The organism is Brevundimonas sp. (assembly GCF_030704825.1).
Lineage (GTDB): Bacteria > Pseudomonadota > Alphaproteobacteria > Caulobacterales > Caulobacteraceae > Brevundimonas.
Genome location: NZ_JAUYNX010000033.1, coordinates 42,231 through 54,370 on the forward strand (window position 1 = coordinate 42,231; position 12,140 = coordinate 54,370).

Annotated in this window: 12 protein-coding genes and 1 riboswitch; of the genes, 6 read left to right on the forward strand and 6 right to left on the reverse strand. The window is 69.8% G+C overall.

What is annotated here, in order from left to right; all coding sequences use genetic code 11:
- Positions 1-7 precede the first annotated feature (7 nt).
- Genes Q8Q71_RS14830 through Q8Q71_RS14840 form a run of 3 tightly spaced genes read left to right on the forward strand, consistent with a single transcriptional unit; the run spans position 8 to position 3,134 of the window.
- Positions 8-817 carry a cytochrome b/b6 domain-containing protein gene (locus Q8Q71_RS14830; protein ID WP_305760373.1) on the forward strand — a complete coding sequence of 270 codons (810 nt, stop codon included), beginning with the start codon at positions 8-10 and terminating at the stop codon, positions 815-817.
- Complete coding sequence (locus tag Q8Q71_RS14835) at positions 814-1,572, forward strand: molybdopterin-binding protein (RefSeq protein ID WP_305760374.1); 759 nt, start codon at positions 814-816, stop codon at positions 1,570-1,572. Before Q8Q71_RS14830 ends, Q8Q71_RS14835 begins: the two co-directional genes overlap by 4 nt.
- Positions 1,554-3,134: a carboxylesterase/lipase family protein gene (locus Q8Q71_RS14840; RefSeq protein ID WP_305760375.1), complete on the forward strand. Its 1,581-nt coding sequence runs from the start codon at positions 1,554-1,556 to the stop codon at positions 3,132-3,134. The genes Q8Q71_RS14835 and Q8Q71_RS14840 overlap by 19 nt, the downstream gene beginning before the upstream one ends.
- A gap of 40 nt (positions 3,135-3,174) precedes the next feature.
- On the opposite strand, the gene Q8Q71_RS14845 is transcribed toward Q8Q71_RS14840, so the two are convergent.
- Together Q8Q71_RS14845 and Q8Q71_RS14850 are read right to left on the reverse strand one after the other, a co-directional pair.
- Positions 3,175-4,233, reverse strand: coding sequence for an oxidoreductase (locus Q8Q71_RS14845; RefSeq protein ID WP_371315972.1), 1,059 nt, complete (start codon positions 4,231-4,233; stop codon positions 3,175-3,177).
- Between the two features lies 1 nt (position 4,234).
- Positions 4,235-5,278 (reverse strand): ribonucleotide-diphosphate reductase subunit beta, encoded by a 1,044-nt coding sequence (locus Q8Q71_RS14850; protein WP_305760376.1) that lies wholly within the window; start codon positions 5,276-5,278, stop codon positions 4,235-4,237.
- A 247-nt stretch (positions 5,279-5,525) separates the two neighbouring features.
- Here Q8Q71_RS14850 and Q8Q71_RS14855 point away from each other — a divergent pair, with 247 nt between their 5' ends.
- A complete protein-coding gene (locus Q8Q71_RS14855) occupies positions 5,526-6,176 on the forward strand; it encodes a glutathione S-transferase family protein (protein ID WP_305760377.1) in 651 nt (216 codons plus the stop codon).
- 9 nt (positions 6,177-6,185) lie between these two features.
- Here the strand turns inward: Q8Q71_RS14855 and Q8Q71_RS14860 are convergent, their stop codons facing one another.
- Positions 6,186-8,324, reverse strand: coding sequence for a response regulator (locus Q8Q71_RS14860; RefSeq protein ID WP_305760378.1), 2,139 nt, complete (start codon positions 8,322-8,324; stop codon positions 6,186-6,188).
- A 162-nt stretch (positions 8,325-8,486) separates the two neighbouring features.
- Between Q8Q71_RS14860 and Q8Q71_RS14865 the strand changes: the two genes are divergently transcribed.
- Both Q8Q71_RS14865 and Q8Q71_RS14870 read left to right on the forward strand, forming a co-directional pair.
- Positions 8,487-9,266, forward strand: a complete 780-nt coding sequence (locus Q8Q71_RS14865; RefSeq protein WP_305760379.1) for a hypothetical protein — start codon at positions 8,487-8,489, stop codon at positions 9,264-9,266.
- A 51-nt stretch (positions 9,267-9,317) separates the two neighbouring features.
- A complete protein-coding gene (locus Q8Q71_RS14870; protein ID WP_305760380.1) occupies positions 9,318-10,085 on the forward strand; it encodes a metallophosphoesterase in 768 nt (255 codons plus the stop codon).
- On the opposite strand, the gene Q8Q71_RS14875 is transcribed toward Q8Q71_RS14870, so the two are convergent.
- From Q8Q71_RS14875 to Q8Q71_RS14885, 3 genes are all read right to left on the reverse strand, one after another.
- Positions 10,064-10,429, reverse strand: coding sequence for a VanZ family protein (locus tag Q8Q71_RS14875; protein WP_305760381.1), 366 nt, complete (start codon positions 10,427-10,429; stop codon positions 10,064-10,066). The two genes, Q8Q71_RS14870 and Q8Q71_RS14875, sit on opposite strands and share 22 nt — an antisense overlap.
- A gap of 35 nt (positions 10,430-10,464) precedes the next feature.
- On the reverse strand, positions 10,465-11,028 hold the full coding sequence (locus Q8Q71_RS14880) for a TMEM165/GDT1 family protein (protein WP_305760382.1): 564 nt from the start codon (positions 11,026-11,028) through the stop codon (positions 10,465-10,467).
- A 65-nt stretch (positions 11,029-11,093) separates the two neighbouring features.
- Positions 11,094-11,268: riboswitch (yybP-ykoY riboswitch) on the reverse strand.
- The gene (locus Q8Q71_RS14885) at positions 11,248-12,030 is read right to left on the reverse strand and encodes a phosphatase PAP2 family protein (RefSeq protein WP_305760383.1); all 783 of its coding nucleotides are present in this window, start codon (positions 12,028-12,030) and stop codon (positions 11,248-11,250) included. It overlaps the preceding riboswitch by 21 nt.
- Between the last annotated feature and the right edge of the window lie 110 nt (positions 12,031-12,140).

Here is a 12,140-nt window from a genome sequence, read left to right on the forward strand (position 1 = left end):
GGAAACCATGACCGAGATCGCCGCGCTTCCGACCGAGCCTCCCGACCCCCGCGCGGATCGGCCCCTGTCCGACGGCCGTACCGACACCTGGCGGCATCCGACGTGGGTGCGGGTGGCCCACTGGCTCAACGTCGTGGCCGTGGTGGCGTTGATCATGAGCGGATTGAACATCCTTCTGGCCCATCCGCACCTGTACTGGGGCGTCCGCTCGACCTTCGCGTCGCCATGGATCGACATTCCGCCCTTGCCGGACTGGCTGCTGATTCCGCAGGGCCGCAACCTGGCCGAGGCGCGCAACTGGCATTTCCTGTTCGCCTGGGTCTTCGTCCTGAACGGCCTCGCCTACCTGCTGCTGGGCCTGTTCACCCGCCGCTTCGGCCGCCGGCTGTGGCCGACCCGGACCGACCTGAAGGGCTTCGGCGCCTCGGTGGCCGAGCACGCCCGTTTCCGCTTTCCGACCGACGATCACGCCCGCGCCTACAACGTCATCCAGAAGCTGACCTATCTGGCCATGATCCTGATCGTCCTGCCGATGATGCTGGTCACCGGCCTGTCGATGTCGCCGGGCTTCAACGCCGTCGGCGGCGTGCTGCTCGAACTCATGGGCGGGCGGCAGTCGGCGCGGACGCTTCATTTCATCTCGGCGGGGCTGATCGTCGGCTTCATCGTCATCCATGTCGGCCTGGTGATCTGGACGGGCCCGTTCAACAACATGCGCTCGATGATCACCGGCTGGTTCGTGATCGAGCCGCCGGGCTCCAGCGCCGGGCCGAAATTCCGGCGCAGGCCTCCGACCGATCCGGGAGACGCGCCATGAATCGCCGCCGCTGGCTGACCGGCGCCCTGGCCACCGCCGGCGCCGCCCTGCTGTCCGCCTGCGGTCAGGCCGGGACCCGGCTGGCCGAACAGGCCCGGCGCATGGGCGAGGGCCTGACCCGCCGGACCCAGCGGCTGCTGATTCCCCGCGACGCCCTCGCCCCGACCTACAGCCGCGCCGAGATATCGCCGGACTTCCGGCCCAACGGCTCGGTCGATCCGGCGGCGTCGGACTATCGCGCGCTCAAGGCCAACGGGTTCGCCGATTATCGCCTGATCATGGATGGGCTGGTGGAACGGCCGTTGTCGCTGAGCCTCGCCGACCTTCGCGCCCGTCCTGCCCGGACCCAGATCACCAAGCACGACTGCGTCGAGGGCTGGACCTCGATCGGCGAATGGACCGGGGTGCGGCTGGAGACCCTGCTCGACGAGGCCGGACTGAAGCCCGAGGCCCGATACATCGTCTTCCATTGCTTCGACGCCCTGGATCAGCGCGAGGACGGCGAACGCTATTATGAGAGCATAGACCTGGTCGACGCGCGACACCCGCAGACCATTCTCGCCTGGGCGATGAACGGCGACGTCCTGCCGGTCCCGCACGGGGCGCCGCTGCGGCTGCGGGTCGAGCGGCAGCTGGGTTACAAGCACGCCAAATACATCAGGCGCATCGAGGCGGTCGAAAGCTTCGCCCATATCGGCGGCGGCAAGGGCGGCTATTGGGAAGATCGGGGGTACGAGTGGTTCGCGGGAATCTGACGCGGCGGGGCCTGGGACTGGCGGCGGGGGCGGTCGTGTTGGCGCCGCGGACGGCGCGAGCGGGAAACCCTGGCCTGACCGTCGCACAGACCGAGTTCGGACCGGTGCGGCTCTCGCCGGACGGCCCGGTGCTGTCCGCCAAGGGCGTTCCCTATGGCGCGGATACGGCAGGCCGGCGTTTCCTGCCTCCCGCCGCGCCGGAGCGGTGGACAGACATTCTCGACACGACCGACTACGGCCCCGCCTCGCCCCAGCGCGGCGGCGAGCCGAACCAGTCCGAGGACTGCCTGCGCCTGAACGTGTGGACGCCAGAGGTGCATGCGGGGTCGCGGCCCGTGATCGTCTATATTCACGGCGGCGCCTATTCGACCGGGTCCGGCTCCAGCCCGTTGACCAACGGCGCCCGCCTCGCCGCGAGGGGCGATGTGGTCGTGGTCACCCTGAATCATCGGCTGGGACCGCTGGGATATGCGTCGCTGGCCCGCCTGTCCGGCTTCGCACGCGCATTCAGGCAGAGCGGTAATCTCGGGCAGCTGGACCTGGTGCGGGCGCTCGGGTGGGTAAGGAACAATATCACCGCCTTCGGCGGCGATCCCGGTTGCGTGACCCTGGTCGGTCAGTCCGGCGGCGGGGCCAAGATCGCCACCCTGATGGCCATGCCCGCGGCCGTCGGCCTGTTCCACCGCGCCGTGACCATGAGCGGGCAACAGGTCACGGCCTCGGGACCCTTGAACGCCACCCGCCGGGCCGAGGTCTGGCTGGAGGCGCTGGGACTGACGCCGGACCGGATCGGGGAGGTGCGGACGATGCCGGTCCAGCGGCTGATCGAGGCGGCCGGGGCGACCGATCCGATCCTCGGCGGTTCGCTGTATTTCGGGCCCGTGATGGACGGGACCAATCTGCCGCGGCACCCGTTCTGGCCCGACGCCCCGCCGCAGTCGGCCAGCATTCCGATGATGATCGGCAACACGCGCGAGGAGACCCTGGCCTTCCTCGGCAATGATCCCGCCAACGCCGGCCTGACCTGGGAGACCCTGCCGGGGCGGCTGACGCCCTCGCAGATGCGGATCGACGTCGCGCCGGAAGAGGTCGTGGCCTGGTACCGGCGCGAGCATCCGGAGATGAGCCCCGACCAGGTGCTGATCCGGGCCACCACCGCCGCCCGCAGCTGGCGCGCCGCCGTGATCGAGGCCGAGATGCGCGCGGCGCAGGGCTCTCCCGCCTGGGTCTACCAGCTCGACTGGGCCTCGCGCCTGCCCAACGGGCGCACCGGGGCGTACCACACCTCGGACATTCCCCTGATGCTGGACAATGTCGGGGCGGAGGGCTCGGGCGCGGCCGGGCCGGACGCCCAGGCCATGGCCGACCGGATGAGCGACGCCTTGCTGGCCTTCGCCCGGTCCGGCGATCCGAACCATCCGGGCCTGCCCCGCTGGACGCCTTACGGGCTGGAGCGGCGCGAGACGATGGTGTTCGACCTGCCGTCCCGGATGGAGGACGACCCGCGCGGGGACGAGCGGCGCTTCTTCGGGCGCATCCCTTACATCCAGCCGGGGACCTAGGCCCCGCCGCCGCCTTGGGCCTCGCCCGGCCCGGGCGTCGCTACCCGTCGACCGGTTCCAGCCGGACCTCCGCCCGCCGTCGGGCGCTCTCCGTCCCGGCCTCCAGCACTTCCATGACCGCCAGGGCCTGGTCCGGCGGAACGGGATTGGGGCCGCCGGCCGTCAGGGCCTTGGCGACGCGGTCGTAGAAGGCGCGGTAGTCGCCGGGCGGGCCGGGGACGGACTCGCGGCGCCCGGTCGCGCCGTCGACGCGGACGGCGGGCGAGGGATCGACGCCCCAGCCCGGCCCGCCGACCGGGAGGCCGGCCTTCAGCTGCTCCTCCTGCACGTCCAGGCCGGACTTGAGCCAGCTGGCGGTCGCGCCATGGACGCGGAAGCGGATATCCGGCGCCGGGGTGGTCATGTCGGCGTGCAGGATCACCCGTTTGTCGGCATAGCGCAGCACCGCATGGGCCCAGTCGACAGCCTGGCCGTCCGGACGCATCACGGCGAGGTCGCAGGCGATGGCCAGCGGCCGGCCGAACAGGACCAGGGCCTGGTCGATCAGATGCGGGCCGAGGTCGTTCCAGACGCCTGAGCCGGGCCCGTCGCGCTCCCGCCAACGGTCGCGGACCTCGGGCCGGAAGCGGTCGAAACGGCTTTCGAAGGTGTGGATGGCGCCCAGTCGCCCGGTCGCCAGTTCGGCCTCGAGGGCGAGGAAGTCGGCGTCCCGGCGGCGGTTGTGGAAGACCGAGAGCAACAGGCCGCGGGCCGCCGCCAGCGCCGCGACCTCCCGGGCTTCGGCGAGATCGAGGGCGAAGGGCTTGTCGATGACGACCGCCCTGCCCGCCTCGAGCGCCGCCTTGGCCTGCGGGGCGTGCAGGGCGTTGGGGGTGGCGATCACCACCAGGCCGACGGCCGGGTCGGAAAGGGCCGACTCGAGGGTCGGGACCGCCCTCGCCCCGGGCCAGGCCGCCGCGAGGGCCTCGTCCTGGCGGGTGACGACCGTATGCAGCCGCAGCCCGGCGCAGGCCGAGATCAGCGGCGCATGGAAGGTCCGGCCGGCGTAGCCGAAGCCGACGAGGGCGACGTTGACGGGTATGGGGACGGGCGGCGTCAGATTACGCCTCCGCCCCCTCCGCCCGCTTCTTCATCATGGCGTCGAAACTGCCCCAGACGCCCTCGGGGCCGTGCCAGGCGCCCGTGGTGGCGGCCTTGGAATATTCGGTGGCGCGGGCCTCGAAGAAGTTGGCGTGCTCGACGCCCGAGAGCATCGACTGCAGCCACGGCAGGGGGTTTTCCTTGACCCCGAACACCTCCGGCAGGTGCAGCTGGCGCAGGCGCCAGTCGGCGATGAAGCGAATGTAGGCCTTGATGTCGGCGGGGGTCATGCCGTTGACCGGCCCCATCTCGAAGGCCAGGTCGATGAAGCGGTCCTCCATCTCGACCACCGTGCGGCAGCATTCGACGATGTCGTCCGCCACGGCCTGGGTGACGGCGCCCGTCTCCTTGTTGAAGGCATGGTACAGCTTGATGATGCCCTCGCAGTGCAGGCTCTCGTCGCGGACCGACCAGCTGACGATCTGGCCCATGCCCTTCATCTTGTTCTGGCGGGGGAAGTTCATCAGCATCGCGAAGCTGGCGAACAGCTGCAGCCCTTCCGAGAAGCCGCCGAACATGGCCAGGGTGCGGGCGATGTCGCCGTTGGTCTCGACCCCGAACCGGCCCATGAAGTCATGCTTGTCCCTCATGGCCTCGTATTCCATGAAGGCCCCGAACTCGCTCTCGGGCATGCCGATGGTCTCGAGCAGCAGGGCGTAGGCCGCGATGTGGATGGTTTCCATGTTGGCGAAGCTCGCCAGCATCATCTTGACCTCGGTCGGTTTGAACACCCGGCCGTAGCGCTCCATGTAGTTGTCCTGGACCTCGATGTCGGCCTGGGTGAAGAAGCGGAAGATCTGGGTCAGAAGGTTGCGTTCCGACGGCGTCAGATTGGCCGCCCAGTCCTTGCAGTCCTCGCCCAGCGGCACCTCCTCGGGCATCCAGTGGACCTGCTGCTGCTTCTTCCACATGTCGAACGCCCACGGATAGCGGAACGGCTTGTAGGCCGCCGACGGGGTGAGCAGGCCGGGCGTGGTGGGCTTGATCGAGACGTGCGCGTTCATCGGTACTGGGCTCTGTCGGCGAATCCGAGGGTGAGTTCACCATGCGGTCGGATGGCCCCGGCGCCAAGCCGGAATGCGGCTATATTGCGATCACTTTTTCCGCGACCGCTATATGTGGTGTTCCGCGGACAGGGAACTGGGGATGCGGCTGGGGACAAGCCCAAGGCCGCCCTATGGCGGCGTCGGGAACTCTCAGGCGAGACGGGCGCCGCCCGGGATTAGGCTGGTTCATGGAAGGAGAGTCCCGATGACCTACACAGTCTACGGCGCCGCCGGTTCCGGCTCGGTCCCGGTCGAGGCGGCCCTGACCCTGATCGGCGCGCCCTACAGGGTGATCGAGGCCGTCACCTGGGAGGGCGAGGCCGAGCGCGACAAGGTCGCTCCGGTCAATCCGATGCGGCAGATCCCGGCCCTGATCACACCCGCAGGCGAGACCATCACCGAGAGCGCCGCCATCCTGATCTGGCTGGCCGAACAGCACCCCGAAGCGGCGCTGGCGCCGGAACCGTGCGATCCACGGCGGGCGCAGTTCCTGCGCTGGATGACCTTCGTGCCGGCGGCCGTCTATTCGATGTTCTGGGTGCGGGACGAGCCATCGAGGCTGGCCGGCGACGATCCGGCCGCCCGGAAGACGATCCGGGTCCGCACCGCCGAACGCATCGCCGACTGCTGGGCGAAGATGGAAAGCCAGATCGAGCCGGGCCGCTTCCTTCTGGGCGACGAGCTGACCGTGCTGGATCTCTATGTCGCCGTCGCCAGCCGCTGGACGCCGCACCGCGAACGCTTCCACCAGGTCGCGCCGCGGATGGGCGAGGTCATGCGGCGCGTCGACGTCCTGCCCGAGCTGACGGCCTTCTGGGCCGAACGGTTCCCGCTCGAGGGCCGGTACGGAAGCTGACGCAGGCCGTCAGGCCGCCTCGGCCTCGGCGGGCGTGCGCGCCGCCGGCAGATCCCCGGACAGGGCGCGGTTCACCGTGGCCAGCAGGCCGGCCTGGTTGATCGGCTTGGCCATGTGGGCGTTCATGCCGGCGGCCAGGCAGCGGGCCACATCCTCGGGCATCGCGTCGGCGGTCATGGCGACCACGGCCAGGTCGCGCTCTGGCGCCGGCATGGCGCGGATGCGGCGCGTGGCCTCAAGCCCGTCCATGGTCGGCATGCGCACGTCCATCAGCACCAGGTCGAACGACTGCTCCGCCACCGCGTCGAGGGCCTGTTGGCCGTCGCAGACCTCCACCACGTCGCAGCCGAAGGCCTCCAGCATGATGCGGGCGACCTCGCGATTGACCGGGTGGTCGTCGACGACCAGCACCCGGGGCGCGCGATCGGGCTCGGCGGACGGGGCCGGCTCGACCTCCGGCGTCGGCCTTGCTTCCTCGACGGCATCGGCGGCGCGCGGCAGCGGCAGGTGCAGGATGAAGGTCGATCCCTCGCCGACATGGCTGTCGACCTCGATCCGCCCGCCCAGCCGGCGCACATGGCGCGCCGCGAGCGCGAGGCCGAGGCCGGCGCCCGCGTGATGGCGGCCGATCGAGGCGTCGGCCTGGGCGAAGGCGTCGAACAGGGTCGGCAGGAAGGCCGGATCGATGCCGCAGCCGGTGTCCGACACCCGGATGCAGACGCCGTCGGAAGCGCGGTCCAGCCGCACCACGATCTCGCCATGGTCGGTGAATTTGACGGCGTTGGCGATCAGCGGGTGCAGGGCCTGACGCAGGGCGCGGCGGTCGCCGGTGAACCGCGCCCGGGGCGGGAGGCGATCGTCGATGCTGAGAGTCAGGCCGCGCGCGTCGGCGGCGGCGCGGCTGGGCGTGACCGCCTCGCGGGCCACGGCGGCGAGATCCAGCGGCTCGACACACAGGGCGTCGTCGCCGCGGGCGAAGTCGAGGATATCCTCGACCAGCATCAGCAGGCCGTCGCTGGATTCGCGGATCTGGCGCGCCTGGCGCACGGCCTCGGCGTCGAGGCCCGGCCGGCCGGCCAGGGCGTCGGCGAACCCCGCCACCCCGTTCAGCGGGGTCCGCATTTCGTGGCTCATCATGGCCAGGAAGCGCGACCGGGCGGCGGCGGCGTCCTCGGCCTTGCGGCGGGCCTCCTGGGCGGCGAGGGTGCGGGCGCGCAGACGCGCCTCCAGCCGCCGGCGTTCAGTCATCACCGTCGAGATCGGCAGCACCGTGCCGACCATGGCCAGCAGGAACAGGTTGTAGACGCCCAGCCGGCGCAGCATCGGGGGAACGGCCTCGAGGCCGGCCGCTTCGGGAAGACGGGTCAGATGAATGGGACCGTGCCCGGTGAGGGTGGCCACGCCGCTGAGGGCCGCCATCAGGATCAGGGCCGCCGCCGCCATGGTGGGGGACAGGCGCAGGCCGATCAGCAACATCGGCAGGAAGGTCAGGAACAGCAGCGGGGTTCCGTCCTGCCAGAAGACCGCGACCGTGACCGCGACCATCAGCGCCACCAGACCGATCGCCTCGGGGCGATGCGCCCGGGTCATGCCCTCGAACCGGTGCGCCCGCGCCACCAGCAGAAGGATGGGGGTGACCAGCAGCAGGCCGAGCAGTTCGACGATGAAGAAGGAATAGATGTTGAACAGCACGGTCGGGCTCAGGGGCGTCTGCCGCGCCAGCAGGACCACGCCGTAGCCGACCGCGGCCGTCGCCAGGACCGCGGGAATCGCGGCGAACAGGGCGAAGGCGACCAGCCGCCGGGGCCGGCGCATGTCGAGGGCCGCGCCGCATACGCGCCGGGCCAGCAGGGCGGCCAGCGACGCCTCGCCGAGGTTCATCAGGGCGTTCAGCCAGAGCAGGAAACCCGCGTCGCCGCGGATCATGTTGCTACCGATATTGATCGCGAAACAGGCGGTGAGAACCGTGATGGCCGGCCGTCGGTGAAGCTGCAGCAGGGCCGCGGCCAGGATGCCGTTGGAGAGCCAGATGGCGACCTGGCCGTAGGTGGCGACGCTCCAGTGGCCGATCAGCTGCGACAGGGCGAACAGCAGCACATAGGCCCACGCCGGCGGACCAGCGACACGGCCCGCTTCATGCCTGAACAAACGCCAACGACCCCTCAACCGGTCCCCTCCGGTTCAACTGAATGAGCCAGCGTTAGGCGGAATCCGTAAACAAATCGGGCGCATCGCCGCCGCGGGGCGCCCGGCCCAGGAACCCGGCGCCGACCGGGGCCGTTTCCAGACGCCCCTGGAGAAAGCCGGACCATGTCAGACATCGTCGCCGATCCCGGCTTCCATCCACCGCCCGAGGCCGTGGCCTTCTACGAGGAGAGCCTGCGCCTGCTCAAGGAGAGCGGCATCCCCTTTCTGCTGTCGGGCACCTACGCCGTCACCGCCTACACCGGCATCCAGAGGCCGACCAAGGATCTGGACGTCTTCTGCAAGCCCGGCGACTACCCGCGCATCCTCGCCTTCTTCCAGGCCCGCGGCTATCGCACCGATGTCGAGGACGAGCGCTGGATCGCCAAGGTGTGGAAGGACGAAAGGCATTTCTTCGACGTCATCTTCGCCATGTCCAACGGCACCATCGCCGTGTCCGACAGCTGGTTCGGCGACGATACGATCGAGGTCTATGGCCACACCGTCGCCATCACCCCGCCGACGGCCCTGATCCTGTCGAAGGTGTTCATCCAGGACCGCTACCGTTTCGACGGGGCCGACGTGAACCACGTCATCCTGAAACAGGCCGCCGCCATCGACTGGAAATTCCTGCTCGACCAGATGGACCTGTACTGGGAGGTGTTGCTGGCCCATCTGCTCAACTATCGCTTCGCCTATCCGACCGAGCGCGACAACATTCCGGCCTGGCTGATGACAGAACTGACCGGCCGGCTGCAGGCCCAGGTCAATCTGCCCGCGCCGCGGGTCAGGGTCTGCCGGGGCCGGCTGTTCAGCCCGCGCGACTATATCTTCGACATCACCGAATGGGGCTTCGGCGACATCGTCGGCAAGGGTCTGGAGGAGCGCCATGATCCCATACATTGATGGGGCCCCCTGCCCGGCTCGCGGATCCTCGCGGCGCGGAGGGGGGGCTTCATGAGCGACATCGACCCCCAGACGCCCCAGCCCGGCATGGAGGCGGGGCCGGCGAAGAAGCTGCGCGTGGCCGCCGTCGGCGACCTGCACGTGGGCGAGACCCACGACCGGCCGCATCGCGAACTGTTCGACCGGGTGCACGAGGACGCCGACGTGCTGGTGCTGTGCGGGGACCTGACCAATTTCGGCAAGGTCCGCGAGGTCGAGATCCTGCTGGAGGACCTGCGCGGCTGCCAGATCCCGATGGTCGGGGTGCTGGGCAACCACGAGCACGAATGCGGCCATCCGGAGGAGGTGACCCGGATGCTGTGCGACGCCGGGGTGAAAATGTTGACCGGCCAGGCGTACGAGATCGAGGGAGTCGGATTCGCGGGCGGCAAGGGCTTCATCGGCGGCTTCGGCCGCTACATGCTGAGCCCGTTCGGCGAGGCCTCGATCAAGGCCTTCGTGCAGGAGGCGGTCGAGGACGCCAACCACATCGAGAATTCGATCCGCATGCTGCGCACCGAGCGCAGCGTGGTGGTGCTGCACTATTCCCCGGTGGTCGACACGGTGATGGGCGAGCCGCCGGAAATCCACGCCTTCCTCGGTTCGTCGCGCCTGGGCGAGACCATCGACCGCTACGACAACATCAGCCTGGTGGTGCACGGCCACGCCCACCGGGGCCAGCCGGAGGGCCGGACCAACAAGGGAACGCCGGTCTACAACGTCGCCCTGCCGGTGCTGCGGACCCTGGGCGAGACGCCCTACCGGGTGTTCGAGGTCTGAAACGCCTCGCGCGGCCGGAAGCCGCGCCACACCGCCCACATCATCAAGGCCGTGGACACGCCCAGCGAATCGGCCAGCAGATCGCCCCAGCTGGGGTCGCGGCCGACATAGGCCTGCACCACCTCAACCGCCGCGCCGATCGCCACGGCGAACACGGCCGCCCCGAGGCGGGGCAGGCGACGGAACAGCACGCCGAGGCTCCACAGGATCAGGCCGAAGGCGATGAAATGCGCCGCCTTGTCCCAGATGACCGCCTCCCCGTCGATCGTCCCGCCCGGGGCGAGCATCAGGCCCAGAAGAACGATCATCAGGGCGGCGCCGACGAAACGGAGAAACAGACGCATGCGGTTCAGGACTTTCCGGGGGGGCGGCCTTCCTATCAGCCCGCGACGAGGACCCAAAATCCTGTCGCCGCGAAGCCCGCCGCAGCAGCCAGGCGAATCCATGTCAGCGGCAGCCGTTTCGCCGCCGTCTCGCCCAGCAGCACCGCCGGGCCATTGACCAGCATCATGCCCAGGGTCGAACCGGCGACGACCAGCGGCAGGGTCTGGAACCGGGCCGCCAGCATGGCCGTGGCGACCTGGGTCTTGTCGCCCATCTCGATCAGGAAGAAGGCCGCCGTGGTGGTCCAGAACACGCCGGCGAAGGTCTTTTCGGTCATGTCCGGCTTCTCGTCGAACCGGTCCGGGACCAGGGCCCAGACGGCGAAGCCGATAAAGGCCACGCCGACGCCCCAGCGCACCCAGTCGCCGTCCATGAAGCGCGCCAGCACCGATCCGGCCAGGGCCGCGAAGGCGTGATTGGCCAGGGTCGCGGCGAGGATGCCCAGCAGGATCGGGAGCGGTCGCTTCCAGGCCGCGGCCAGCAGGATGGCCAGCAGCATGGTCTTGTCCCCGATCTCCGCGAGGGAGACGAGGCCGGTCGAGATCAGGAAGGCTTCCAACTCTGCTTCATGCGCGGGGGTTCGGCGGACAGACCATTGGCATCCGCAGCCGGCCCCCGCGTGGAAGCGCCCTGCGAAGCCAGCGGTCTTGCCATGTTAGCGGGGCCTAACGCTCGCGACGCGGTCGCTCGCTGCTTGAGGCCCCGAGAACTTTCCGCGCCATCCTCTCCGGGCGAGAGGAAGTATGTTGACGCGAACCCCGCTGAGAGATGCGGGCGGCTACTCCCCGATGACGGACGGGTCTTTATCGCCGACAGGGCCGTCGGGCAAGGTCTCGTCGTGCGGGCCGGCCTGGTGCACGGCCTGACGTCGCTGGGCCGCATAGGCCACCAGCCACAACGCCATGGCCCAGGCCGCGCCGACGCTCCAGCCGGCCAGCACGTCGGTGGCCCAGTGCGCCGCCAGATAGACCCGGGTCAGGCCCACGATCAGGGTCAGGGCCACGGCCACCCCGAGCACATAGGCCTTGAACCGCCGCCTCGGAAACGCCCGGGTCAGCATGACGCCGATGCTCAGATAAAAGACCGCCGACAGCAGGGCGTGGCCCGAGGGGAAGCTGGCGTTGATCGTCTCCACGGCCTGGAAGGCGGCCGGCGGCCGGTCGCGCCCGAACACGGCCTTCAACCCCTCGCTCAGGGCCACGCCGCCCGCGAGACCCAGGGTCAGCAGCAGGGCCGACAGATGCTTGCGCTGCAGGACCAGGAACAGCACCACGACGATGGCGAACAGTCCCAGCACGGCGATGCCGCCCAGGGCGGTCAGATCCAGCGCCGCCGTCTCCAGCCAGGGCGGGCCCCAGCCGTCGGCCGAACCGCTCGGTCGCAGGGCCAGCAGCACCGCCTGGTCGAAGGCGCGGCCGTCCGCCTCGGTCATGTCGTCGGCGACCTCGACGAAGGTCATCACGCCCGCGGTCGCCACCAGCAAGGCGCCGATCGCCGCCAGTTCGGACCGCGCGATGCGCGACGCGCGGCGAAGAAAGACGACGATCTGGTTCACGGTCATCGCCCCCCAACGGTCCCGCTTGCGGGACGTTCCGCTCACGCGTTCGTGATGCCTGGAGAGAGTCTCCTGTCACGCCCGCGTCGCGGCCTGTCCACAGGCTCATCCCCCGC